This window comes from Capnocytophaga sp. oral taxon 336 str. F0502 (assembly GCF_000411575.1).
GTDB lineage: Bacteria > Bacteroidota > Bacteroidia > Flavobacteriales > Flavobacteriaceae > Capnocytophaga > Capnocytophaga ochracea.
The window spans coordinates 91,899-118,473 of the sequence record NZ_KE150490.1 but is presented as its reverse complement, the minus strand read 5'-3'; the positions used below and the strand labels follow the sequence as shown (position 1 = coordinate 118,473).

The 26,575-nt window shown below is 39.1% G+C and carries 26 protein-coding genes; 8 read left to right on the top strand and 18 right to left on the bottom strand.

All coding sequences use genetic code 11. The features are described from left to right. The first annotated feature begins 28 nt into the window (after positions 1-28). The 7 genes from eno (at position 29) to HMPREF1528_RS06330 (ending at position 6,062) form a co-directional block, all read left to right on the top strand. Positions 29-1,321, top strand: coding sequence for a phosphopyruvate hydratase (gene eno, locus HMPREF1528_RS06355; protein WP_016479086.1), 1,293 nt, complete (start codon positions 29-31; stop codon positions 1,319-1,321). Positions 1,322-1,393: 72 nt separating this feature from the next. Next, a complete protein-coding gene (locus tag HMPREF1528_RS06350; protein WP_009421677.1) occupies positions 1,394-2,152 on the top strand; it encodes a carboxypeptidase-like regulatory domain-containing protein in 759 nt (252 codons plus the stop codon). A gap of 104 nt (positions 2,153-2,256) precedes the next feature. Beyond that, on the top strand, positions 2,257-2,415 hold the full coding sequence (rpmH, locus tag HMPREF1528_RS12265) for a 50S ribosomal protein L34 (protein WP_002669412.1): 159 nt from the start codon (positions 2,257-2,259) through the stop codon (positions 2,413-2,415). An 80-nt stretch (positions 2,416-2,495) separates the two neighbouring features. Next, a complete protein-coding gene (locus HMPREF1528_RS06345) occupies positions 2,496-3,257 on the top strand; it encodes an MBL fold metallo-hydrolase (RefSeq protein ID WP_016479085.1) in 762 nt (253 codons plus the stop codon). Between the two features lie 71 nt (positions 3,258-3,328). Further along, a complete protein-coding gene (locus HMPREF1528_RS06340; RefSeq protein WP_002673313.1) occupies positions 3,329-3,823 on the top strand; it encodes a lipocalin family protein in 495 nt (164 codons plus the stop codon). 23 nt (positions 3,824-3,846) lie between these two features. Beyond that, positions 3,847-4,539 carry an OmpA family protein gene (locus HMPREF1528_RS06335; RefSeq protein WP_009410919.1) on the top strand — a complete coding sequence of 231 codons (693 nt, stop codon included), beginning with the start codon at positions 3,847-3,849 and terminating at the stop codon, positions 4,537-4,539. A gap of 272 nt (positions 4,540-4,811) precedes the next feature. After that, a complete protein-coding gene (locus tag HMPREF1528_RS06330; protein WP_009421686.1) occupies positions 4,812-6,062 on the top strand; it encodes an aspartate kinase in 1,251 nt (416 codons plus the stop codon). Positions 6,063-6,171: 109 nt separating this feature from the next. Here the strand turns inward: HMPREF1528_RS06330 and hisS are convergent, their stop codons facing one another. The 16 genes from hisS to HMPREF1528_RS06250 form a co-directional block, all read right to left on the bottom strand. After that, positions 6,172-7,548, bottom strand: a complete 1,377-nt coding sequence (gene hisS, locus HMPREF1528_RS06325; protein WP_016479084.1) for a histidine--tRNA ligase — start codon at positions 7,546-7,548, stop codon at positions 6,172-6,174. 8 nt (positions 7,549-7,556) lie between these two features. After that, a complete protein-coding gene (locus HMPREF1528_RS06320) occupies positions 7,557-8,225 on the bottom strand; it encodes a nucleotidyl transferase AbiEii/AbiGii toxin family protein (RefSeq protein ID WP_016479083.1) in 669 nt (222 codons plus the stop codon). Then, complete coding sequence (locus tag HMPREF1528_RS06315; protein ID WP_002673333.1) at positions 8,173-8,475, bottom strand: DUF6922 domain-containing protein; 303 nt, start codon at positions 8,473-8,475, stop codon at positions 8,173-8,175. Before HMPREF1528_RS06315 ends, HMPREF1528_RS06320 begins: the two co-directional genes overlap by 53 nt. A gap of 56 nt (positions 8,476-8,531) precedes the next feature. Then, positions 8,532-9,314 carry a nucleoside triphosphate pyrophosphohydrolase gene (mazG, locus tag HMPREF1528_RS06310; protein WP_016479082.1) on the bottom strand — a complete coding sequence of 261 codons (783 nt, stop codon included), beginning with the start codon at positions 9,312-9,314 and terminating at the stop codon, positions 8,532-8,534. Further along, entirely contained in the window at positions 9,311-10,519 is a 1,209-nt protein-coding gene (locus HMPREF1528_RS06305) for an ROK family transcriptional regulator (RefSeq protein WP_002673338.1), read from the bottom strand. Before HMPREF1528_RS06305 ends, mazG begins: the two co-directional genes overlap by 4 nt. A 117-nt stretch (positions 10,520-10,636) precedes the next feature. Continuing rightward, a complete protein-coding gene (locus HMPREF1528_RS12730; RefSeq protein ID WP_002673339.1) occupies positions 10,637-10,789 on the bottom strand; it encodes a hypothetical protein in 153 nt (50 codons plus the stop codon). A 52-nt stretch (positions 10,790-10,841) separates the two neighbouring features. Then, on the bottom strand, positions 10,842-11,516 hold the full coding sequence (locus HMPREF1528_RS06295) for an SMI1/KNR4 family protein (RefSeq protein WP_009410924.1): 675 nt from the start codon (positions 11,514-11,516) through the stop codon (positions 10,842-10,844). A gap of 6 nt (positions 11,517-11,522) precedes the next feature. Continuing rightward, positions 11,523-12,071: an SMI1/KNR4 family protein gene (locus HMPREF1528_RS06290; protein WP_016479081.1), complete on the bottom strand. Its 549-nt coding sequence runs from the start codon at positions 12,069-12,071 to the stop codon at positions 11,523-11,525. Between the two features lie 9 nt (positions 12,072-12,080). Next, positions 12,081-12,710, bottom strand: a complete 630-nt coding sequence (locus tag HMPREF1528_RS06285) for an RBBP9/YdeN family alpha/beta hydrolase (protein ID WP_016479080.1) — start codon at positions 12,708-12,710, stop codon at positions 12,081-12,083. Positions 12,711-12,847: 137 nt separating this feature from the next. Beyond that, complete coding sequence (locus HMPREF1528_RS06280; RefSeq protein WP_034567959.1) at positions 12,848-13,486, bottom strand: Type 1 glutamine amidotransferase-like domain-containing protein; 639 nt, start codon at positions 13,484-13,486, stop codon at positions 12,848-12,850. Between the two features lie 181 nt (positions 13,487-13,667). Then, positions 13,668-14,420: a DUF6261 family protein gene (locus HMPREF1528_RS06275; RefSeq protein WP_009410928.1), complete on the bottom strand. Its 753-nt coding sequence runs from the start codon at positions 14,418-14,420 to the stop codon at positions 13,668-13,670. A gap of 134 nt (positions 14,421-14,554) precedes the next feature. Beyond that, a complete protein-coding gene (locus tag HMPREF1528_RS06270; protein WP_016479078.1) occupies positions 14,555-15,094 on the bottom strand; it encodes an NAD(P)H-dependent oxidoreductase in 540 nt (179 codons plus the stop codon). Between the two features lie 69 nt (positions 15,095-15,163). After that, positions 15,164-15,904 carry a hypothetical protein gene (locus tag HMPREF1528_RS06265; RefSeq protein WP_016479077.1) on the bottom strand — a complete coding sequence of 247 codons (741 nt, stop codon included), beginning with the start codon at positions 15,902-15,904 and terminating at the stop codon, positions 15,164-15,166. A gap of 116 nt (positions 15,905-16,020) precedes the next feature. Next, positions 16,021-17,418: an efflux transporter outer membrane subunit gene (locus tag HMPREF1528_RS06260; protein WP_016479076.1), complete on the bottom strand. Its 1,398-nt coding sequence runs from the start codon at positions 17,416-17,418 to the stop codon at positions 16,021-16,023. Positions 17,419-17,534: 116 nt separating this feature from the next. After that, positions 17,535-18,635: an efflux RND transporter periplasmic adaptor subunit gene (locus HMPREF1528_RS06255; protein ID WP_016479075.1), complete on the bottom strand. Its 1,101-nt coding sequence runs from the start codon at positions 18,633-18,635 to the stop codon at positions 17,535-17,537. A gap of 244 nt (positions 18,636-18,879) precedes the next feature. Continuing rightward, on the bottom strand, positions 18,880-19,212 hold the full coding sequence (locus HMPREF1528_RS06250; RefSeq protein ID WP_002673357.1) for a hypothetical protein: 333 nt from the start codon (positions 19,210-19,212) through the stop codon (positions 18,880-18,882). Positions 19,213-19,637: 425 nt separating this feature from the next. Between HMPREF1528_RS06250 and HMPREF1528_RS06245 the strand changes: the two genes are divergently transcribed. After that, the gene (locus HMPREF1528_RS06245; protein WP_034567921.1) at positions 19,638-21,032 is read left to right on the top strand and encodes a DUF5723 family protein; all 1,395 of its coding nucleotides are present in this window, start codon (positions 19,638-19,640) and stop codon (positions 21,030-21,032) included. 91 nt (positions 21,033-21,123) lie between these two features. On the opposite strand, the gene HMPREF1528_RS06240 is transcribed toward HMPREF1528_RS06245, so the two are convergent. Together HMPREF1528_RS06240 and HMPREF1528_RS06235 are read right to left on the bottom strand one after the other, a co-directional pair. Further along, complete coding sequence (locus HMPREF1528_RS06240; protein WP_016479073.1) at positions 21,124-24,111, bottom strand: VIT domain-containing protein; 2,988 nt, start codon at positions 24,109-24,111, stop codon at positions 21,124-21,126. An 87-nt stretch (positions 24,112-24,198) separates the two neighbouring features. Then, positions 24,199-26,481, bottom strand: coding sequence for a GH92 family glycosyl hydrolase (locus HMPREF1528_RS06235; protein ID WP_016479072.1), 2,283 nt, complete (start codon positions 26,479-26,481; stop codon positions 24,199-24,201). Positions 26,482-26,575: the final 94 nt, after the last annotated feature.

The window sequence follows — 26,575 nt, the reverse complement described above, 5'->3', positions numbered from 1 at the left end:
CAAAGTAAATAATTAAATAACAAAATATATGAGTATTATTGTAAGCGTGCACGCACGTCAGATTTTGGATTCAAGAGGAAATCCAACCGTAGAAGTAGATGTAATGACCGAGAATGGTTTCCTTGGTAGAGCTGCTGTTCCATCAGGAGCATCGACAGGTGAATACGAAGCCGTTGAATTGCGCGACGGTGGTAAAAGTTATATGGGTAAAGGCGTACTCAAAGCCGTTGCTAATGTAAACGATATCATCGCAGAAGAAATCGTAGGTATGGACGTTTTCGAACAAAACCTTATCGACAAAACAATGATTGAGCTCGACGGTACTCCTAACAAATCTAAATTAGGAGCTAACGCTATTCTTGGAGTATCATTGGCAGTAGCAAGAGCCGCTGCTGAAGAACTCGGTTTGCCCTTGTACCGTTATGTAGGTGGGGTAAGTGCTCACACTTTGCCTGTACCAATGATGAACATCATCAACGCTGGGGCACACTCCGATGCGCCTATTGCTTTCCAAGAGTTTATGATTATGCCTGTGAACGCTAAGAACTTTTCACAAGCTATCCAAATGGGTTCAGAAGTGTTCCACAACCTTAAAAAGGTATTGCACAAAAAAGGATTGAGCACTGCTGTAGGTGATGAAGGAGGTTTTGCTCCTAACTTTAAAGATATCGAAGACGCTCTCGATTCTATTAAAGAAGCTGTAAAAGAAGCAGGCTACAAATGGGGTGAAGATATCAAAATCGCCTTAGACTGTGCTTCTTCTGAGTTCTACAAAAATGGCAAATACGATTATACTATCTTTGAAGGTGCTAAAGGTAAAGTACGCACTTCAGCTGAACAAGCTGAGTACTTGGCTGAATTGGTAGCTAAATACCCTATCATCTCTATCGAAGACGGTATGGATCAAAACGACTGGGACGGATGGAAACTCCTTACTGACAAATTGGGCAAAAAAGTACAATTGGTAGGTGATGATTTGTTCGTTACTAACGTATCTATCCTTGAAAGAGGTATTGCCAAAGGTATTGCGAACTCTATTCTCATCAAAGTAAACCAAATCGGTACTTTGTCTGAAACTATCGCAGCCGTAGATATGGCAAACCGTGCTGGTTATACTGCCGTAATGTCTCACCGTTCAGGAGAAACAGAAGACAACACTATTGCTGACTTGGCAGTAGCTTTGAACACCGGACAAATCAAAACAGGTTCGGCTTCACGTTCTGACCGTATGGCGAAGTACAACCAATTGCTCCGCATCGAAGAATCTTTGGGTTCAGTAGCTTACTATCCAAAAGAAAAAGCCTTCAATGTAAAGAACTAATGTTTTAATATGATTAGGGTGTTCGAGGGCACTCCTCGAACACCCATTTTTTTACCCTTAAAAGAAGTAAGTATGATGAAGAAGATATTATGGTTTTGTATGTTTTTATGTGTGACGACACTTGTAGCTCAAGAAACAGTGTTGCACGGACATATTTACAGTGTGCAAAACAATAAACCAATGCCTAATGTACACATCTTAAACCTCAATAAAGTAAGAGGTACTACTACCAATGACAAAGGTGATTTTAGTATCAGAGTAAGTGCTAACGACACGCTATACATTTCTTTTTTAGGGTATAAATCTACCAAGATACGCATAACAAACGATATGATAAAATATCAAGGGTTGAAAATAGGAATGACAGAGCTTGCTTATACTTTACAAGAAGTGGTTGTAACCCCTTATAAACTCACAGGTTATTTGGATATTGACGCTAAAAATGCACCTATCAATGACAATACGCGTTATAGTATTTCGGGGTTAGATATAGGTTATGAAAGTAGAGCTAGTGCAAGTGCTGTGGGCAGAGTGCTAAGTGCTGTAATGAACCCTGCCGACTTGCTGAGTCGCTCGTTTGGCGCCAAAGGGAAAGAAATGCGCAAACTGAGAGAGATGCGCAAAGACAACGAATTAAGCGATGCTCTTTCCACCCGTTACGACCGCGAAACCCTATTAGAACTTTTGCAAGTAGACCGTAGTGAGTTAGAAGATATAATTCGCTCTTGCAACTATTCTAACGATTTTATAATGACGGCAAACGACCTGCAAGTGCTTGAAGCCATCAGTCAGTGTTACGAAGAATATAGGGTTTTACACAAGAAAAAATAAAAAATATTTTGTCATTCCAAAAAATTGACGTACTTTTGCCCCGCTATTGATAAAATAGAGAGATAAAGTATCATTTTTAATAAGATTTTAAAGATTAACAAGCAATGAAAAGAACATTTCAACCTTCAAAGAGAAAAAGAAGAAATAAACACGGATTCAGAGAACGTATGGCAACTGCCAATGGTAGAAAAGTATTAGCACGCCGTCGCGCTAAAGGACGCAAAAAACTCACTGTATCCTCTGAGCCAAGACATAAAAAATAACAATTTTAATTGTTTAAAGATTAGTGGTTAATGATTAATGACTTGTGAAATTAATCATTAACCATTAATCATTTATCATTATGAAGATTACTTTCCTCGGTACAGGTACTTCACAAGGGATTCCCGTAATAGCAAGCAACCACCCTGTGGGGAAAAGTACCAACCCCAAAGATAAACGGTTGCGCACTTCGGCACTTATCAGTTGGGAAGACACTAATATTGCAATAGATTGCAGTCCTGATTTTAGACAGCAAATGCTCACCAACGATGTACAGCATTTGGAGGCTATACTGTTCACTCACGAGCACGCCGATCATACCGCCGGAATGGACGATATACGCCCTTTTGTACGCTTGCAAGGCGATATGCCTATCTACGGACTAAAAAGAGTAATCGATGAACTGAGAGTGCGTTTTGGTTATATCTTTGCCACTGAAAACCGATATGAAGGAGCTCCTTCGGTAATACCTCACGAGATAGACGAAGCACCTTTTACTTTGTATGGTAAAACAGTTGAACCTATACACATAATGCACGGCAATTTGCCCATCGTAGGCTATCGGATAGAAGACTTGGGTTATATTACCGATGCCAAATATATAGACAAGAGCGAAAGAGAAAAACTACGAGATTTAGATGTTTTAGTATTGAATTGCCTAAGAGATGATGTGCACCCTACACACCTCAATTTAGCGGAAGCTTTGGAAATTATAGGAGATGTACAACCTAAGCGCACCTATCTCACACACGTGAGCCAAACCTTTGGTTTTCACGATGAGATACAAAAAAGATTGCCTAAAAACGTATTTTTGGCATATGATAACTTAGTAATAGAATGTTAATATTTAGTTAATTATTAGGTGGGCGAGAAAAAAAAGTTTATTTTTGCCCTCGTAATCAAAAACAAATAAAGATGAAAAAAATTGCACTTTTACTTGTAATGGCAGTATTGGTAATGGCTTGTAAGAGTTCTTCAGGCTCAATGACTGCAAAACCCAAAGAAACAAATATAGCTAATAAAGCTATTAAAGGTGAATGGACATTGCAATCCATCACATATAGTGAAAAAGGTAAATATGAAGTTACCTTGTTAAACGATACTTCCAAAGAATGCTTTGAAGGCAGTACTTGGAAATTCGTACCGAATAACAATCGCGGACACTATACTATCAACGCGAGTGGTTGTTCAACAGGACAAAGAAACTTCATTTTTATTGTACAAGAAGTAGATAAATCAACAGGATACTATGATTTTCTGTTGAAACCTACTAATGAAAAATATGTTTCAGAAACTAAACAAGGTATTCGTTTGCACTTAGCAAGTATTTCTGACAACTCAATGGTGTGGGAACAAACCGTGAGAGTAGATGGCAAACCTTTTGTTATCTCAATGAATTTTGTAAAATAATTAAAGATTAATACAAACAGAAGATGAAAAAAATCGTAGTTTTAGCCTTATCGGCAGCTGTATTGCTTACCGGTTGCGAGGCATACAACAACTCTAACAAAGCACAACGCGGAGCTGTAATTGGTGCTGCTGGTGGAGCTTTATTAGGAGCTATTTTAGGGAACAACGTAGGTAACGGACAAAACAGCGAACTCGGTGCCGTACTCGGTACAGTAGTAGGAGGTGCTGCAGGAGCTGTTATCGGTAACCAAATGGATAAACAAGCTAAGAAAATAGAAGAAGAAATCCCAGGTGCCGATGTTAAACGTGTAGACGATGGTATCGTGGTTACTTTCGACGAAAATAACGGAGGTGTATACTTTGATACTAATAAGTATAACATCAACAACAAATCAAGACAAACACTTGATAAACTATCTGCTATTCTTAAAGAATATCCTGATACTAATGTGATAGTAGCCGGCCACACTGATAATGTAGGTAAAGATGAGTACAACTTAGGTCTTTCACAACGCCGTGCACAAGCCGTTACTAACTATTTTAAAAGTAAAGGTTTAGCGGGTAGCCGTTTTACTACCAAATGGTATGGTGAAAGAAACCCTGTTGCAAGTAACGAAACTGCTGATGGACGAGCTAAAAACCGCCGTGTGAATGTAGTAATCGTTCCTAATGAAAAGATGAAAGCAGACGCTAAAAAACAGGCTGGAAACAAATAAAAATAGTTTGATACTTGACTATACAAATGAGTGTTGAGAAGTACTTCTCAACACTCATTATTTTTTATTAAATATCTAAAACAACAGATAAAAAAGAACGTTAGAAATATAACAATATCACTTCCAAATGACATTTTTTAATCTTCACTTTTCTCTTTTCACTAAAATACACTACCTTTGCACTGTTAATCTCGGTATTTTGGGTATTTAGGTTTATTACTTACCTCTTACCATACTCTGCTGTCGCAGACTTTACCTCATATCTAAAAGAAATGCAGATATTTAAATTTGGAGGCGCCTCAGTAAAAGATGCTGCAGGCGTGCGCAATGTCGCTAAAATATTAGAAACGGTAGGCTATGCTAATACGCTCATCGTCATTTCAGCAATGGGAAAAACCACTAATGCTTTAGAAGTAGTGGTAAATAGCTATTTTAAGGAACAAGAAAAACTTTCGGAAAGCGTTCAGCTGATAAAAGACTTTCATTACCATATCATTCGCGAATTATTTACCGATGAAAATCACCCTGTGTATTGGAAAGTAGATGGCTTGTTTGCAGAGCTTACTTCGTTTTTAGAACGCAACAAGTCGCCGAAACACAGTTTTGTATATGACCAAGTGATTGGCTTTGGTGAACTCATTTCTACTACTATTATCAGTCAATATCTGAATGACAATGGTATTAAAAACACGTGGATAGATGTCCGTAATCTCGTAAAAACAGATAGTAATTACCGTGATGCCTCTATCGACTGGGAAGAAACACAAAGTAACATTCGCACGCATATTAACAAATCATTACTGAACATCACACAAGGTTTCTTAGGAAGTGATGCCAATTTCTTCACTACTACCTTAGGGCGTGAAGGTTCAGACTATACAGCGGCTATTTTTGCCTATTGTTTAAACGCTGAAAGTGTAACGATATGGAAGGACGTTCCTGGTGTTCTCAATGCCGACCCTCGATATTTTCAGCATACAGAGCTCTTGCATAAAATCCCTTATAAGGAAGCTATAGAACTCGCTTTTTATGGCGCTTCAGTAATACACCCAAAAACCCTACAACCACTCCAACAAAAGGAAATTCCTCTTTATGTACGTTCGTTTTTGAATCCTACTGCTGAAGGAAGCGCTGTGTGTAATGTAGCTGAATTATCTCCAAAGGTGCCTTGCTTTATCCTCAAGAAAGAACAAATACTGCTTTCTCTCTCTTCACTTGACTTTTCATTTATAATGGAAGAGGGTATTAGCTATATCTTCAAGAATTTGCATAAGACTAAGATGAAAGTAAGTGTGATACAGAACTCGGCTATTAGTTTTTCAGTATGTGTAGACAACAAATTCGATACCTTAACTGAACTTTTAGAAAAATTGGAAGAACGCTTTAAGGTATCGGTAACTGAGAACGTAACACTTTATACCATTCGCCACGCTACGGAAGAGGCTATTAAAGAAGTGGAAATGAACAAAGAAGTGCTGCTTAAACAAGTGGCTTCAGATACGGTTCAGATAATAGTGAAGTAAATCTATCTTCTTATTATCCGTTATTGTTTAAGCAACAATCAAACAAAGCATACAATAAAAAAGGGACTGATGATATATCAGTCTCTTTATATATATTCTATGATTCATATTATTGAAATAATGCTTCATTTACCTCATTAAAATTATATTCTTTTTGAGTGCCTTTAAGCATATCTTTCAATACAAAAGTATTTTTAGTAAGCTCGCTTTCCCCAATCATCACTACAAACGGAATGCTTCGCTTATTAGCATATTCCATTTGCTTTTTAATCTTAGCTGCATCGGGGTAGAGTTCTGCTCTTTTTCCGAGTTTACGCAACTCTTTCAATAGTTTCATACTCTGTAAAGCTTCGTTATTGCCAAAATTTATACAAAGCACTTCTATGCTATTGCTCAGTGATTCAGGAAAAAGATTCAGTTCTTCCATCACCAATCCTATGCGGTCTAAACCAAACGAGATACCTATACCACTTATCCCCTTCAATCCAAAGATGCTCGTAAGGTCGTCATAACGTCCACCTCCACCAATAGAACCCATTTGCACTCCCGCTGGAGCAGTAACCTCAAAGATAGCTCCTGTGTAATAATTCAGTCCACGTGCGAGGGTGACATCGAGGTCTAAAATAGCTGTTTGTAAGGTAAGCCGCGCTATTTGTTGTGCTATAAACTCCACCTCTTCAATACCTTTCAACCCCGTTTCAGAAGTTTTTAGTATCTCTTTCAGAGCAGTGAGCTTTTCAGCAAGGGCTCCTTTAAGTGCAAAGATAGGTTGTAACTTGCTAATAGCTTCGTGACTGATACCTCTTTCTATCATTTCTTTGATAACACCCTCTTCGCCTATCTTATCGAGCTTATCGAGAGCTACGGTAAAGTCGATGAGTTTATCACTCTCCCCTATCACTTCGGCAAAACCGCTGAGAATTTTGCGGTTGTTAATCTTAATAGTCACCCCTTTAAGATTGAGCGCTGTGAACACGGTGTCGTAGAGCTGTACGAACTCCACTTCCTGCCACAAGCTGGTACTGCCTACCACATCGGCATCGCATTGGTAAAACTCTCTGAAACGTCCTTTTTGCGGACGGTCGGCGCGCCAAACAGGCTGAATTTGATAACGTTTAAAGGGGAAAGTCAGTTCATTTTGGTGTTGTACTACATAGCGTGCAAAAGGAACTGTAAGGTCATAACGGAGTGCTTTTTCTGATATTTGAGGAGTGAGCTTCTGAGTATTCTTAGTTTCCCAATCGTCTTGTTTAACTCCTTGTGTAAAATCACCTGAATTGAGTATCTTGAAGATAAGACGGTCGCCTTCTTCGCCATATTTACCCATCAATGTATCGTAATTTTCAAAGCTGGGCGTTTCGATAGGCTGAAATCCAAAAGCGTTAAAAGTATTTTTAATAGTGTTAATAATAAAGTTGCGTTTGGCTACTTCGGCTGGTGAAAAGTCACGAGTACCTTTAGGTATGCTTGGTTTTTGTATTGCCATTATCGTTATTATATTAGGGAAGTGTTTTTCTTTAATAAGTCGTTATAAACTGTTTCTATATTCTCTTTGATGGTGTCCCAATCTTCATCTTTAAGACTAATTACATCATTATTTTTAAACTCTTTGTCATCGGCATCATCAAAATAAATAAGAGAACGCATTATCATTTGCATATTATCAATATGATATTTTTTCTTATACAACTCAATTAGTTCATCAAGGGTATATTCTTTCAATAATTGATGCAAATCATAAAAGTCTTTTCGGCTACCTCTTCCTATGATAGCATTCATTTTCATCGCACAAATATCTTCTTTTGAAGCCAAACGTATGCCGTCAATAGTCTCTATGTTAAAAAAAGAATAGGGATATTCTATGATATCCACTTTAACATCGTCGATATACATAAAAATACCTATTTTAGAGATATCATTCAATATAACTAAATCACCAAAAACATCTTTTATCTCACCAAAAAGAGCCATATTGGCATCTTTATTAGAGTTCTTATTGAACCTAAATATATCTAAATCTATTGAAATGCGATGCTGATACCGAAAAGCTAAATTAGTACCTCCTGCTAAACAATAATCATCAGATAAGATATCTAATGTCATTAACTCTCTAAGCAATTTTTTCTGAGGTTCTCCTATCGCTTTGCTTTCTTTTAGTAACATAATTATAAATGTATCTATAATAATTTCTGCATACGGCATCAGCTTCGGGAGACTTCTCTACTGCTTTTAAAATATCCTCTAACGAAAAATGAGTTTCGATGAATTGTATTTCTTTATCTGTACCTCGCATTAGGGTACGAGCAATCATAAAGTACTTACTTTCTTTAAGACTTAACTTATCGAAATGGCAGTCCCAAAACACTCTTGAGTGTACATTTGCTTTGAATTCTTTATCCAAATCAGTGTTCATAGTTTAGTTTTTTCTTCACAATACAAAGATAAGATTTATTAACAATCATAGAATGCTCAATCACTATTCTTAGCGTCTCCTTTAGCTTCTTGCCAATAAGTCTCCATTTCTTGTAAGGTCATATCTTTGAGTGATTTTCCCTTTTCATTGGCTCGTTGTTCCAAGTATTGAAACCGAGTTATAAACTTACGATTAGTGCGCTCTAAGGCATCTTCAGGATTTACTTTCAAAAATCGGGCATAGTTAATAAGACTAAAAAGAACATCGCCAAACTCACTCTCAATATTTGTCTGTTTTTGCGCTTTTACTTCGGCGTGTAGTTCATCTATTTCCTCTTTTATCTTCGCAAAAACATCGTCTATATTATCCCAATCGAAGCCTACACCTGCCACTTTGTCTTGTATACGAGTAGCTTTTACTAATGCAGGCAAACTTTTAGGCACACCTCCCAGTACGCTCTTGTTACCTTCTTTGAGTTTTATTTTTTCCCAATTGCGCTTTACATCGTCTTCGTTGTCTACTTTCACATCTCCATAGATATGCGGATGCCGTTCAATGAGTTTTTCACACACACCATTTGCCACATCAGCAATATTAAAATCACCCGTTTCACTACCTATTTTGGCATAGAAAACGATATGAAGTAACAAATCACCGAGTTCTTTCTTCACTTCTTGCAGATTGCCACTGAGGATAGCATCGCCCAATTCATAAGTTTCCTCAATAGTGAGATGGCGCAACGATTGTATTGTTTGTTTCTTATCCCACGGACATTTCGCACGCAGGTCGTCCATTATATTGAGGAGTCTCCCAAAAGCCTGAAGTTGTTGCTCTCTCATATCAATCCTATAAATTTACTACGGGCGAGGAGACTTGCACCTAATAGACCCGCCTTATCACCTAATTTTGATACTTTTATCGAAGAGTCTTTATTCACTAAATTCAAAGAATACTTCTTGATAGCACTGCGCAAAGGCAATATCAAATAGTCGCCTGCATTGGCAAGAGTACCACCAATAATCACCAATTCAGGATTAAATAGGTTGATGAGACCCGCCACGTGTTTACCTAACGTATTTCCCACCTCTTCAATAAGTTCTATAGCCAATATATCTTCCTGCAAAGCTACATCTATGATATCGTTGAGTGTAATTTCGTCTTCATTTTCCTTCTGTTGAGTAAGTAAAGACGATTGACCGTTATGAAGTTTTTCCAAGAATTTACGATAAAGAGCAGAGCCCGAAGCCTCTGTTTCTAAGCAACCTTTCTTACCACAGTGGCATAATATCTCGTTTTCAAAGGCAGTAATATGCCCAAACTCACCTGAAAAGCCCGATTTCCCATAATATAGCTGCCCATTAACGATGACTCCTAAGCCTAATCCCCAACCTACATTCACGTAGATGATATTTTTTTCAGCCTGTACGCGTCCTTTAATATATTCACCATAAGCCATCGCACGCGAATCGTTATCAATAGAGACATCTATACCCAATTTTTCTTCAAATATTTCAGTAATCGGACGTTCATCGAAATAAAAGAAACTATAACTATGCCCCGTTTGAGGGTTCACACGCCCTGAAATATTAATGCCAATACTCAGTATTTTGTCCTTAGGAACCACTGTATGGCTCATAAAATCTTCAATTATTTCACATAAACGTTCAAAACGCTCGTGAGGATGCGCTTCCTCAAAAGAGATATCCATCTGTTCATCTATCAAATCTCCTTTAAAGTTGATAAGCCCTATATGAACGCGTTTTTGAGAGATATCTACACCTATAAAATATCCCGAACTTTGGTTCAATCCATAGATATTAGGACGTCTACCTCCTGGAGTTTCCATCTTCCCAAAGTCCATCACTATACCATCTTCTATCAGTTCGCCCACCATTTTAGTAACGGTAGGCACACTGAAGTTCAGTTCCTTGCCAAGGTCGGCAAGTGTATCATCTCCGTTATTGATGTAATAACAGATAATATCCTTTTTCAATGAGGCGCTTCTGATGCCTTGTTTAATTTCTTCTAAAAATTTTAGTCCCATAGCATTTTAATCTTAATCATTATTGTAAAGGTAAGGCAAAATTACTAAAAATATTTTAATAAGAATGCAATAATAAAAAAATAATTGATGTTTGTAATTAGTATTTAATGCTTTTCCCTACGGATTAATAGTAACGATTTTACCCTCACGGCGCACCACAATCTTTTGATTATTCTTCCGCTTTTCGGCTATCATTCGCTTGTAAGCAACATCTAAACCTTTTAAAAGTTTGTCTCGAAATAACTTTTTTTCTGTATTTCTATCTCCCATAGCTGTTTTTCATTTGATTATAGGTAGCATAAAGATGCATAATCACTTCTTATTACTCATCTGTCATCTCATAAAACCAATTTAAGAAAGGGTCATCGGTTGCTTCGTCGTCCATATTATGAGGGGTTACCACTTCTAATCCTATTGCGGGGATAGTGGTATGAAACGTATTTTGCACCCACTCTTGGTATTGTGTATTGGGGTGGACGAACATTTCGTTCTTATCACTGTTAGGAGGGAGTGGATAATACTCGTCCCAACAAATTTCATCATAGCCAATGGCTAAAAGGCGCAAGAAATCCAAGGCGTTTTTCACCAATATACAGGTCATCATAGAGCCTGAACCCGACCCGATATGCACGATTTGGGTACGCCCTTCATCGTCGAGCCACAAGGCACATTCCGAACCATCGGCACCACTGCGTGCAAAGACGAGCAAACGGCGCTTTATCTTCTCGGCGTGCTGTTTGTATTGTATTTCTAATAGCTCATTACGATAGGATTCTTCATCTACATTGAAAGTAATAATGGTACCTCCTTCTCGCTCATCATCTGTCCAGCTTTCTTCTAATTTATCCCACGGATATAGATAGCCATAACGCACACCATCTCTGTCCTCATAATAACCATTGTCCTCTATCCACTGATAGAGTTGTCGGAGTTCCTCAGGGATTTGCATTCCCTCAGGGAGGGCATTTTCTAATTGTTGTAACAAAATATTTTTCATTTTTCTTTACGATTCATACATCATCGCATCATACCAACCTTCAAAATCATCATTTAAGCCACTATCCTCTGAGCTCATTGGTACAAAAATATCTATTCCTTTTGCGCGAATAGATATTTTATTGAAATTCAATTGTTTTTTTACCACTTCCCAGTTGCCTGCCTCTTCAACCGTATTCACACAACGGACTATTTGGGTTGTTCCTCTGTAGTCCAACCACAAAGCTACCATAGAGCCATTATATATATTTTCGGCTATTTGCAAAAAACGCTGAGCGGCATCGTCGGCATTATTACCAAAAGAAATGGTTAAGAGTTCTTTACGAAAGTTTTCTTCTTCCATATAAAAGGCAATATCGATATCTACGTTTACGTCATCTAGGTATGTATTCCTAAAAGGATTTTTAGGATACAGATATCCGTAACGTACACCATCGTCTCTGTCCTCATAATAGCCATTATCTTCTATCCACTGATAGAGTTGGCGGAGTTCTTCGGGGATTTGCATTCCTGTGGGAAGTGCGTTTTCTAATTGTTGCAATAAGATGTTGGGCATAATTTGTTGTTATTTCTCCTTAAAGATATCTAATACTTTATCTCTCACTAATGGAAATTCAGTATATCCTCCTCGGTCGAGGAAGTGTTTCCCTTGTGGAAGACGAATAAACTCACAATTGAGAAAGCGAGAGAGATTATCACTTAGCTGAGTGGGTACTATATCGTCATCTATAGCCGAAATAACCACTGCTTTACCTACCATTGGCAAATGTTTGAAACTTGAAAACTTCTCTACAAATGAGCTTAAGTTCTCGAAATTGGGTACTGGTTCATAAAATCCCGATACGAGTACGATACCTTTAGGTTCTTTTTTGCTCTCCAATAGGAAATCCAGAGTAGTAATCGTACCCAAGCTATGCGCTACTATTACTGTTTGAGGTGTTACATTCACCTGTTTTTTAAGTGTTGCTATCCAATCATCAACGTTTGGATTATCAGGAAAAGGCATTGCAACACGATAGGCTTTGATTTTATACTTTTTTAATTCTTCTTCTAACCACTTAAACCAATGATTATCAGGTGTGGCGCCATATCCGTGTACTATATACACTTGTTTTTCCATTTTTTTAGTATTTTTATTCTGTGCATAACTTATAGAAAAGACACTTAAAACTAATATTAATAATATATTTTTCATATAAATTATTTATTTAATAGCAAATTTTGACTCTTTTCTACGCTTTCATTTTAGTAAAGTGTAAAGGAATATATTAAAAAACCTTCCTCTAATAAATTTCAAAGGGGGATATTGAGAAACTAACACAACAAAACTTTCTATTTCTTAGTTGCTCGTTTAGGTTTTTCAAGTGTTTTTATTTCATTACCTAAAACGGTAATTACTTGATTGTTAGAAATAGGTCGCAAATCTACTTTCTGTGAATATTCGTTTACTATTTTTTGAGTAACTTCCTTATATGGAAAGTTCAAATAATGAGGCAAAAAGCAAAAATCTACCAAATGTAATCCTGAATAATCAGTTAATTCTGGAGCTTTTTCAGTCTCATCCATATCACTAACAAACTCAATATTAGGAGAAGCAATGATAGAACCTGCCGAAGTACCTATGTACAACTTTCCGTTATTAATTTGTTCCATAAGTAGTTTGTCAGCTCCTTTCTTTTTTAGTTCCTGCATTAGGTAGAACGTATTCCCTCCAGAAATGAAAATATAATCATTTCGTTCTAATGCTGTGGCTATTTCTTTGGTAGTAGCGGTAGAAACTTCTAATTCTTCTATGATAAGCCCTAATTTTTCAAAGGCTTTTCTATCATCATCGACATAAAAACGCACTTTTTCTACCAAACTTGCTGTTGGAATAAATACTATTTTCTTTCCATTTACTGGTTCTCCTGCAAAATCTTCAAACAATTTGGCTACTGAACTGAATGATGAGGTTAAGAATAATCTTTTCATATTTTCATTTTTGTTATTCGATAGTGTATTTTGTCCCATAGAAAGATAAAAAACACCACATAATATTGTTGTTAGTATTAATTTCATTACTATTTTTACAAAATCAACGTATCGTAAAGGTACGTAAATTACTCTTTGTTGAATAATTTACGTACCGTTGATACGTGTAAATGAGTTGTTTTTAACTCTCTTTGGTGCCATTGCTTGCCGTTTTGGGATTCTTTTTAGCACGTGTAGACCTACTTGCTTTCAGCGCTACGAGCTTATCAATATGAATATTGATACGTGCAATAAGCTGATTGAGGGCTTCAGTGGGTTGTATCACAGCAAGAGCATTGAGATGCATAATGATTTCGCGATATACCACATCGATGTCTTTGCGAATGAGCCTGAGTGCGCGAGTCCCTGCGATAGTAGAAGCCCGCTCATCGCGGCGTGTTCGGTAGAGCTCCATAAAGGTGTTCTCGGCTTCTTCAAGCCAATTCACCCATCGCGCTAACGAAATCTTCTTAACCGCTGCCGCATACTTATCGGCGCGAAGGTCTTGAATGAGGTTTTGTGTCTTGCTGTGTTGCGACTCGAAACTCTCGGAAATGATATTGCCATAGGTTTTGAGCAATATCTTAATAAGCACTGCCGCCTCGCGTTCCTCTTTCGTAGGACTGTAATAGGCTTCGTTCACGCAAGCCGAAAGCCCTCGAAACATATTGTCGCGATTGCGGTCTAATTCCTTCAAGCGATGCGTGTGCTCACTCTTAGCAACCACTTCAAGCGATTTGTTTTCCTCCTCTACCAAAGGCGTAAACTTACCCAAAAGGGTAGCGAGCGATTCAATATTGGCTTGTTCTAACGCCAATTTCACTTCGGTTACGAACCCGTAATGTTCGTGGTTCTGTAAACTTGCAATAGCAAGTCCTTTAATTCTTTTATTCATAATGAATCTCGGTTATGATTTGTTAAGAAATAATGCCACAACAAACGTACCAAAAGCCTTGATTTTCTGTCTAAATTAGCCGTCAGAAGTGTTAAACTTTAAGATTTAAAACTTTGAAAAGATATATAAACTAATTATTGTTTGGCAAATTCTTCTAAAAACTGCCTATATAATGGTACGCTTCTCTCAATCCATTCGGTTGTACTATTCAGCTCGATGCCGTAATAGGCAAAAAACGGACAATAATCGGCGTGAATGTATTCGAACGTGAGTTCAAAAGGACGTAACAATTCCTTAAGGGTGTATTTATATTTTTCGTTATGCGCATATTCACGCTCATCAATACCTGCCGAAATGGCAAGCGTTACCTTTTTGCCACCTACTTTATAGCCGCTTTTGCTCCCGTAAGCCCAACCGTAGGTAAGGATTTCGTCTTGCCATTTCTTTAACAACGGTGGCATACTAAACCAATAGAGCGGAAACTGAAATACAATGTGGTCGTACTGCTCTATCAGTTGTTGTTCCTTCCTAACGTCGATATGTTCGTCGGGATATACTTTGTACAACTGATGTATGGTATATTGCTTTGGGTATTTCTCGAGCTCCTCAATCCAACGTTTGTTGATGAGAGAATCCTCTATATGAGGGTGTGTTACTATAATGAGTGTCTTCATTCGATATGAGCCGCACGGGCAATTAATGATTTAATTAAATTGTTAATATATTCAAATTGCTTAATCAATTTACGAATAATCAAAAGTGAATAGTACGATACGGCTTACAGGCTCGTAAAGCATAATAATAGCATCGATACCGCCACCATACCAATCGTAACTTGCCGTTTCTGCAATAAAATAGAAAGGATTTCCTTGATAGGTTATACTAATCCCATCGTTAGGGAGGTCATTACCTATTTCTATTTTCATATCAAATGCTTTCGGATACTCATCACTTTCAATAGTTGTAGTCCAATTTCCGTCCCATATATCTCCCCCCAATCTGTTTAAGTAGTTCACTTTATTCAGTTTTCCATCGTATTCAGGAGAATATAAATTAATTAATGAACCATATTTCTCGAAATTTGCTTTACTTTTCTCGTAGCCTTTCTGCATTTCTTGAAATTCCTTTTCTTCTTCGGAATTGAAATCCCAGTCGTGAATGGCTGTTCTTTCAAAAAATCCTTCTTTTCCCAGAAACTCAAACTTATTATCATCAGTCAGTTTAAAGGCTAACCAATTCGTAGCAGTATACTCATTATGATATTCGGTAGTATTATAGCCTATATAAACCTCGTAAGGCTCAAACGGACTGAGCATATATACCTTTTGTCCTGCCCATTCGGGGTTGATTTCTGCCAAATCGATACTCATCAGGGGCAGAAAATGCTTTCTGAGCCACTGTTGGTCTTTCGTAAAGATGTCTTCTGCCTTTGGGAACGCCTGCAAATGGTCGTTCAATTCTTGAATGTTTTCTCTTGTTGTCATAGTGTTTTGTTATTTATAAAACTTGTCAGATGAATCAGACTGGTCAGACGAGTCAAATAGCGACTTTGACAAAGTTTTAAACTTTGCTAAAGTGTTGGGCGAACAGCCATTCGCCCCTACCTCCAGCCTCCTCCTAATGCTTTATACAAAGTAATGCCATACTGCATACGGGTAAACTGTGCGTTGGCTACACTAAGCTCGGCATTGAGGCGGTTTACTTCGGCAGTTATGACCTCTAAATAATTCACCATACCGCTATCGAACAATTGTTTGGAATAGTCGGTGGCATCTTGATAGGCTTTCATTTCTTGGGTTTTGAGCTGAATGAACTCGTCTTGCGAACTAAATTGATGCATTGCATCGGATACTTCTTTGCCCGCTGAAAGAATTGCTTTCTTGAAATTCAGCAAAGCGGTTTCTTGAGCAGCTTTCTGCACTTCGTATTGGGTGCGTATTTGTCGGCGATTGAGAATAGGTTGTGCCAATCCTGCTATAAAATTAGCAAACATTGATTTGGCAGAAAACCAAGTATCGAGTTCGGTACTACTGATACCTCCACGAGCGGAAAGAGTAAGTGTAGGATAGAAATTGGAACGCGCTACATTCGTAAGTTCAAAGGCGTTGCGCAAGTTTAGTTCGGCACGTGCCACATCAGGACGATTTTCGAGCAGGCTTACCGCATACCCCTGATGAAACTGTGTGGGGAATTGTTGTTCAGCAAGCGTGCTTCGCTCTATGTTATGAGGCTCTTCACCCAAGAGTACGCAGATGGTGTTCTCCAATGCCCAAACGCTATTCTTGATAGTAATGAGTTGCGCCTGTGCGTTGTATACGAGTGCTTCGATTTGTTTGGTTGCTACTTCGGTAGTAGAACCTGCTTTTTTGAGTTGTTTGGTAGTTTCTAAACTTTTGGTACGAAACTCAATAGTTTGTTCGAGTACTTTTTTCTGTTCGTCGAGCATCAGTAGTTGGTAATAAGCCGTTGCTAAGGTAGCTACCACTTCGGACTGTACTGCTTTTTGTGCCTCTACCGTAGCGAGGTAAGAAGCATAAGAAGCGCGTTTTTGAGCGGATAGCTTACCCCAAATGTCGGCTTCCCACGAAGCGTTACCTGTGATATCGAATAGATTGTTGTAAGTACGGTCGGGAGCACCACCTCCAGCATTTAATGATGAGGTGCTACGAGTATAGTTAGCTCCCACCGAGAGGGTAGGAATAAAAGCTGCCTTACTTTGTTTGAGGTAGGCTTGTGCTGAAACCACATTTTGCATCGCTACACGCACATCGAGGTTATTGGAAAGTGCCTTGCTGATGTGTTGTTGCAAGAGCGGGTCGGTGAAGATATTGCGCCACGAAAGGGTAGCATCGCTTTGGGCATCGGTAGCGGGGCTTTCAGTACGGAAGAGTTTTTCGTCTATGGCTTGTGGACGCTCATAGGCTTTGCGTCCTGCACAAGCGGTAAGGGTAAGGGCTATGGTTGCTATAGCCAGTGATTTATAAATGATTCTGTTCATACAGTAATGTTCAATTAACAATTAATGTTTAACGTAGACTTTGCCAAAGGTCGTAACACGACAAGCAGTAAAATTTTAGCAAGGTTTACGATGCAAAGGCGACTTTTCAGTCTTCACTAAAATATCGGTTGTATTTTCTTGACAAGGCTATCCATTGAGATAGGTTGAGGTTTGATAACAGTACCCGTACGCACTTTGTTGAGTCCTTGCGCGAGAATGACATCGCCGTTTTTAAGTCCGCTTTCTACCACAGCATAGTTATCGGCGCGGCTTTTAAGGGTGATGATAGCTTGTTTGAGGGTGTCGTTCTCTACTTTGTACACAAATACCTTTCCTTGTTGCTCAAAGGTAGCAACTTCGGGGATTACAAGTGAGTTACTAAAATGTTGTGGTATCTTGATAATCCCACTGTTGCCATTGGTAAGCAACTTGTTAGGGTTAGGGAAGGTAGCGCGAAATTGTATGCTACCGGTAGTAGGGTCTATTTGTCCGGTTACGGCTTGTATTTTGCCTTTCTCGGCATATTCTTGTCCGTTAGCTAACACCAAAGAAGCCTCAGGTAAGTTTTTGAGTTTCTCGGCAGTGGTTTTGCCTTGGGTATTGTCTAAGAAATCGAGGTATTCTTTTTCGTTCATTGAAAAATAGGCATACACCTCTTTCACGTCGGATACGGTAGTGAGCACAGTGTTATTGGCAGTTACCAAAGCACCTTCGCGGTAGTTAATCGCACCTACCACGCCGTTTACAGGTGCTTTTACTACGGCAAAACCAATGTTGCTGGCTACCTCGTTATAAGTAGCTTGGGCGCGTTGTAAGTTGGCTTTGGCTGTGGCGAGCTGGATAGGGCTCACAATGTTTTTCTGTACCAAAGGCACGAGTTTATCTACCTCTACCTTAGCAACCTCTACGGCAGCTTTGGCTGAAGCAGCTGACTGGTTAAGGGTTTGAGTTTCTAACTTGAAGAGCGGTTGCCCTTGGGTAACCACCTGACCTTCGTCTACCAATACTTTGGTAATATAGCCTGATATTTTGGCTTGTACGGCGCTGTTCACCACCCCTTCGATATTCACGGGGTAAGAAAGGTTAGACACGGTATTTTGTTCTCCTACGATAATTACAGGGTAAGGCACAGCACCTTGTGGTCGCTGTTGTTGTTGGTTTCCATTATTACAAGCTACCATTGCGATAGCGGTTGCTACTAAAAAGATTTTATTCATAATGTTTGTTATTTTAGATGTTTTAGTTATCAAACAGGTCGGATAATTCGGATAGGTCTGAGAGATAATTTTATTAAAAATAATACACTAAAAAGGAAGCGTTTGCAAAAAACACTTCCTTGTTTTTGTGGCGTTGTGAGGTCTGCTTTTACAGTGCAAAAGTACACTAAAAAATTTTACAGACAAGTGTCGTGAGGCGTTAATCTTTTGTTAAAGTTAGCTTTTAATGATTGATGGTTAGTGATTAATGGTCAATATGGTTTATCTGGTCGTATTCCACATTTGTTACGCCTTTAAGATTAGAAAAATAGGCTTTTGCCTGACGAATATCTTTATCTTGGGGTACTTTGATAGCTATTCCTTTGATAATTTTGTATTCATAAAGCATCTCTGCACCATATTTTTGTACTTCTTTTTTCAAATGAGCCAATGTTTTTTGATTTTGATAGCTAATAATAAGATTATGCGTAATATTTTTAAGCATTTCTTCTTCAGAAGAGGAAGATTGCGCTACTTTTTGTGTGGTGCGACAGGAGAGCGCAAGAAGGCTCAATCCTACGAGAATTATCTTTTTCATAAGAAATAACAATTTTAAAATCTTCTACAAAATGAAGATTACGATTTATGTGCCATAGCTTTCGTAAACTTCCGTTAATAGGTTATGTTTAAGTAACTAATATCTTTGATAATCAGTGCTTAGATATAGGAAGCTTATAGGAAGCTTATACGAATCTTGGAAGATTGGTATAGAAAAGACGAATGTATGCTCTACTAAAAGCATAGGTGAAACGAAACTAAAACGAAACTCAGGTAGTGAACTATGCAAAACAGACAAGACTGTATATGGTTTTTAAAGAGGTAGCTCAGCGGTAAATGGCAGTATAGAAAGGGCAAAGATAACGATTATAAATTAATTCTACAAATAATTTTGACCTTCTTTATTTGTTATTTGATAAAATATTGTACTTTTGCCGCGCAATTTAAACAAGTGTTTTTTATAGAATGAAAAAAGTAATTTTATCAGCATTGTTTCTAACAACAATGGCAGTGGAAGCTCAGCAATCGTATGTAGGGCTTCGAGAAAGCAATTATTCGGGTATTTTTCCTGTAACTTCTAATCCTGCGAATATGATTAGCAGTAAGCGTTCTTGGGACGCTAATATTGCTACAGTGAACTTTGGTTTTGGCAACAACGCTATTAAACTCACGCCTAATATCACTGATAGCTTTAACGAGTACACACGCGTTGATACTCAGAATGCTATTTTTGGTTATAACAATATCAAAGCGAAGATAAATGTTGATGTGTTAGGACCCTCGGCTTTTGTGAAGATAAACGACCAGCATACAGTAGGGATTTTCTCTCGTGTGCGCCTTCTGGGCAATGTACGCAACGTAGATGCAAAAATGTTACAATCATTTGTTAGTAATTTAGATAAATTGGAACTCAAAACCCCTTACCAAGTGAACCTTAACGACCAAGAGATAGTGGTAAATGCTTTTTCGGAAGTAGGTTTCTCGTGGTCAGGTGAAGTGTATTTTGACGGTACAAACACGGTGAAAGTGGGAGCAAGTGCTAAATTGGTACAGGGCTCTGGTAATATTTATGTAGGTTTTAAAGACTTTGAAGGCTCAGCTACGCTTACACCTGACACTCAGAACAACAAAGTAAACTTGAAAATCCAATCGGCTAACGGGACTTTGGAAGTACTTAACGGTGGAATGGACTTGGTTGATTTCGACAATGTAAAGATAAACAAGTTGTATTTTAATTCAGAAGCTACTACTTTGGCTTTCGATTTAGGAGCTACATATGAGTTTCGCAAGGACGGTTGTCCTCGTTGCCACAACAATCCTCACGATTTGCGTGTAGGGATTTCGCTAATGGATCTCGGGCGGTTACAATACACTGCCAATAAGAACTCTTACCGCTACAAAATGCCTGCAACACAAAGTACGACTTTAAGCATAGATGACCTATCAGAAGAGAATTTGAAGAATCACTTTGATGGAACAAAGGCTACAGGCTCTAAATTGAGGTCATCACTACCTTCTACTTTTAACCTCAGCGCCGATTATCGCGTAGTTGATGCGTTCTACTTGAACTTATCAGGACAAGTGAATATAGCTTCTACAAAGGACAAAGAGCTTTACAACGCTACTTATGCCAATGAACTTTCACTCACTCCTCACTACGATACTAATAGTTTTGGTGCTTATTTGCCTATTTCATACAACCAAGTATCAAAAGCTAATGTGGGAATTGCCTTGCGCTTAGGTCCATTAGTATTAGGGTCAAGCACTATTTTAGGCAATGTGCTTACCCGCTCAGCTAAAGAGTTTAACTTCTTCTTTGGGCTTCGTTTCGGTCACCAATCTTACCCCGTAGACCTTTAATTATTAATTTAATTTTACAACTTCATAATGGAAAAAGGCTGTTCAACATTTACTGAACAGCCTTTTATCTTTAATTATTAAGCATTAACTATTAAAATTCAAAACTTCCTACTTCAATCACCTCCTTGGCATTACTGAGGCGTACAGTGGTTTCTTGTTGTTTTTGCTGAGGCGTACCATAGTGAGTATAGAAAGTAATACGCAAGTTCACAGGCATCAGTTGCTTTTGTGAGCGAGTGCCAAAGTAATCCACTTGCACTTTGTACTTGCCTTTTTCAGCTTTCTTGAGCATAAATTCTTCAGGTCCGTAGCCTTGAGTAACATCACGTGTGATTTTACCTCCAAGGTAAGTAAGAGTGTTTCGGTAGTAACACTTCTCGTCTTTGGGGTCGGTTACCCATAAGTCCATATCGCAGCTATCAGTATCCCAACTGAGCACTACTCGCACATCTACGGGTTCTTTTTTGAGCAAACGTTTGTCGATATAACTCACGTCTATACCCTTGTGGCGTGCGACGAGGCTATTGATATCGTTCATTGTTACGATTTGTACATCGCCAAAACGACTGCTCCACTCGCTTGTAACTACTTTATAAAGGTTTTTCACGGCTTCGTTATAGGCACCATCGTCGGCAAGTGCTAAGCCCAAATCACGAAAAGACTGTGGTTCTTCTTCACGCAGAGTTACCACCTTACGGAATACCCATACTGCTTCTTTTTTAGCATTATAGTTACTGAGCTTGTAGCCTAACATACGTAACAACTGAGGGTCGTCTAAACCGAGCTCTGCCAAATTAGATACTACCAAGATAGCTTGCTCACGATTACCTTTCTTAAAGAAATAGTCAGCTACATCTACATAAAAGGAAGGTGTGTTACCGTATTCTTTTTTGAGTTTGTAATAAGTTTCTACTGCTTTAGATTCCTCAGTGTACTCCATTACCTTTAAATAAGGGGTATCGGGGTTATAGGCGTTGAGCTCTATTTTTGAGGTAGGTACAGGAACAGGACTTGCTGGTTTGCGTGATAAAGAAACTCCTTTTTTAGCAGTAGCGTTACCACTAGGAGAATCAGCAACTCTACTATTTATAGCTCCCGTCATAGCTGCTTTTCTTTGTGGAGAATAACCTACTACAACTACTTCATTTAATTCTGCACTTTCGTCAGCTTCTATAGCAGCAACCTCCTCACTTCTAACTTCTTGTGCTACCCCAGAAGCCACCCCTCTTATTCTTACAGGAGTATCATTAGAGTTATTATCATTTTTCTTAGGTTCAGTGCCTTTCACAGGATATTCGGTATGCCACCATTTACTTTGCTTTTCCGATTGCTCTACGACTCTATCCAAAATACGCTTAGCAGTATCCTCTTTTTGCTTTTGCTCATTTGCTAAGCGTTTGGAGTACTCCTGTTGTAATTCGGTAGGTGGCATAATGCGGTAACGTACATAATCTTCTACGGTTTCTAATACTATCAGCGAATTGCCTTCGGTTACAATGCCGTACTCACGTCCTACCGCATCTATTTGTTTTTGTTCAACACCTTCTCGTTGCAGTTGTGCAATTTGCTTCTCTGCCCATATACGGCGCAAAAGGTTGAACTCACTTTCAGAAGCATCGGGGTTTGCTACAAATTTTACTTCTTTTTGCACCATTACCTTTTTAGGGTAACCAAAACTAAGTACTAAGGTTGCTTCCTCGCTTTGCAATTCACCTGCAAGGGTGAAATTACCTTTACTAATAGTAGCTCCTTTCTGTGGGAAGATTTTGGTTACTTTACCGCTTTTCACTTCTATATCTAGCAGTTGGAAAGGTACAGTGAGTGCTACTTTTATTGCTTGCTCAGTAGTGAGGGTTGTCAAATCTATAAAGTTACCACCCGTAGCATTGGCGAGGTATTGCATTTTTGGAGTATTGGCAACCGCCGAAGCATTCACCACTGTTATAGGGGTTTTAGCTTGTTTTACCACTTCGTTTACAGAAAATTCTTTACTGCCAAAGTTAAAAATACCGTCGCTAAAAAGTAATATTTCATCTGTTTTGAGGTTAAAATCAATAGCATTACCATCGGTAGCACCATCGTATTGCAAACTTTCTAAATGTGATTTCAGTGCTTGCCAATTGCCGTTTTTCACCTCAAAAGTAAGCGGTTTAGCAGAACGAATATTAAAAGTACTAAGCACTACCTTAGTGTCTTTAAGTTCCTTAAAATAAGCATCTAAGAAAGCAAACTCTTTTTCTCTATCGCGTTGGATTGCTGAGTGCGATGCGTCCCATAAGAGTCCTATTTCCTTAGGAGTGGGGCTACTTTTAGCTTTGGTATCGCTCAAAGCTATATTGCCATAAAAATAGCTTTTACTGCCTTGGGTAGCGCTAATGGTTTGTGGTTTCTCTATTTTCGGGAAAGTAAGTGCAATGTTCTGGTTGAGCGTGAAGTTTTGCTTGCTTACCTCACTGATATAGCTATTGCGCGCTTGTTTGAAGTCTAATTGCAGACTGTTCTGAATATCTGCCTTTACAAAACGTGATACTACCTCAGTGCGCACCTTGAAGTTTTTAAGGGTTACGTTAGCCGTGATAGGCAAGAAGTAGTAATCTTGTCCGCCTCGTTCGTATAGTTCTTGTTCAAAGGCGATGAGTACACGGCGAGTACCTTTAGCAGGCATAGGGTATACACGTGCTTTAAAATTGTTACCCTCAGTTTTTTCTAATAAGCCTGGGTCTACACCCCTGCGCACAATATCCTCAAAGGCTTTGCGCCCTAAGGCTTTGTCTACCACCACACCTTCACGCAGTTTGCCATTGATATCTAAGGCAAAGCGCGACACCTGCTGTCCGTCGGCAAGCGGGAACTGAAACTCACCTTCCATTACGCGGGTGTTGGGGTTGTAGAAGGTCATTTCCATAGTAGTAACAGCCGTTTGTCCTACCACTAATATATCTACTGAAAGGTCTTGCAATACCATCGGGTTGGCATTGCGCTCATTCACTACCTTCACCTCTGACACTACCGATTTCTGTGCGGTTAGCAGTAAGGGAAGTAGTAAAGCTGTTGCTGATAAAAAATGCTTGATTCTCATTACTAAACAATGGTTTTGATGAAACTACTGTCTGTAAATCAAAGAGCGTACCAAAATCACTAATCTACTAATTTTCACATTTACTCATTACCTGAAAAACGTCAAAGTACCATTCTCTCTAAATGCGCCAAACGGCACTTCAAAACCTTCTATTTTCTTGCCGTTCAGTTGTACGTACTCTACTAAGTTGTTATCCGAATTGCGAGCCACACTCTTTATTAAAAACTTCTTGCCCTCAGGCAGTTGCAAGCTCACCGTTTTAAACAGTGGGTTACCGAGTATGTAGTTATCACTGGCAGGGGTAACAGGGTAAAAGCCTAAGGCTGAAAATACATACCAAGCCGAGGTCTGTCCGTTATCCTCATCTCCGCAATAACCATCGGGCGTAGGGGTATAGAGTTTCTCCATCACTTCCCGTAGTTTAGCTTGTGCTTTTTGGGGTTTACCAGCGTAGTTATATAGGTAGATAAGGTGTTGTATGGGCTGATTGCCGTGCGCGTAGTTCCCCATATTTATGAGTTGCATCTCGCGTATTTCGTGTATGGTAAAACCGTAGTACGAATCGTCAAACAGCGGTGGCATCTCAAACACTTCATCTATCTTCTTTTCAAAAGCCTCTTTGCCACCCATTAGCTGTATAAGTCCTTCTATATCCTGAAATACCGACCACGTGTAGTGCAAACTGTTCCCTTCGGTAAACGCATCGCCCCATTTCAGCGGATTAAATGGCGACTGGAACTTGCCGTCCTTATTCTTGCCTCGCATCCACTTAGTTTCGGGGTCAAACACATTCTTGTAGCGTTTCGATTGTTCGTAATACTGTTTAGCAACCTCCGCCTTACCCATCTTTTCTGCCATACGAGCAATGCAATAATCGGCGTAAGCATACTCCAATGTGCGGGCTACATTCTCGTTAATCTTCACATCATAAGGCACATAACCCAAACTATTGTAGTAATTCACCCCCTCACGCCCTACCGATTTCACTGGTCTACCATCGTTTTGAGTAGCGTTCTTCAGCATCGCTTCTAAAAGAATTTCAGCATCAGCCTCGTCTATATTCCCTTTCAGGTAAGCATCAGCAATGATAGAAGCCGAGTTCGACCCTATCATACAATCCCTATGACCCGGACTTGCCCATTCGGGTAACCAGCCCGATTCTTTATAAGCGTTCACCAATCCCTTCATCATCTGTTGATTCATCTCAGGATACAACAGGTTGAAAAGCGGAAATACTGCCCGGAAAGTGTCCCAAAAACCGTTATCAGTAAACATATACCCCTTTTCCACCTTGCCGTTATACGGACTGTAATACACCATTTCACCTTCTTTGTTGTATTCGTAGAAAGTGCGTGGGAAGAGCAGTGTGCGGTACAAACAGGAGTAGAAAGTGCGCAAATGGTCTATATTCTCATCTTCCACTTGTATCTTGCCGAGTTCATTCTCCCAAAGGGTAAGTGCTTTTTGTTTCGTCTGTTCAAAAGTGTCATTACCCAGTTCCGTTTGCAAGTTCAATAGGGCTTGCTCAGGCGAAATAAACGACGAAGCTACTCTTACGGTTACCTGTTCACCTTTTTTCGTGCGGAAGCCTATCACTGCCCCTGTGTGTTCGCCCTTGCTTTCAGCATTTTTTGTCAGCTTAAAGCCGTCGCTCCACGTCTGTACACTCTCAAAATCCTTGTCGAAAGTAAGCACAAAGTAATTGTGAAAATTCTCAGGTACTCCCCCACTGTTGTTGCGGGCATAGCCTATAATTTTGCGTTCTTTGGGCAACACTTGCACCATCGAGCCTTTAAAATAAGCATCTAAAACCAAATAAGCCTTATTGCTCTCAGGGAAGGTAATGCGGAATTGTGCTGCTCTACTGGTAGGTGTAATCTCTACTGATGTATCATAATCGGCTAAATACACTTTGTAGTAGTGAGGCTGAACCGTTTCTGCCTTATGAGAGAACCACGAAGCGCGTTCTTCCTCTTTAATTTTCAAGTCACCCACTACCGGCATCAGTGCAAAAGCCCCATAGTCATTAATCCACGGACTCGGTTGGTGAGTTTGCTTAAAGCCCACAAGCTTATCAGCGTGATATTGATATGCCCAGCCGTCGCCCATTTTGCCCGTTTGGGGTGTCCAGAAGTGCATACCCCAAGGCACCGCAATAGCAGGGTAAGTATTCCCATTCGATAAACTAAACTTCGAGTCCGTACCCATCAGTGGGTTTACATACTCAGTGTAAGAGGTTTCGGGCACTGCCGAAGTAGTATCCTGTTTAGTTTCTTCTTTTGAAGTGTTTGCCTGCTTATTACAAGCCATTATCAAACACAAAAACACAAAGTATAATATCTTTTTCATCTTAATAATTACAATTTTCATTCAATTAGATATTATTTTATAATATGAGTCAAGGATTAAAAATTAATAAGATATGGTCTATAAAGAGTTATGATAACCGTCATATATCCCCTCT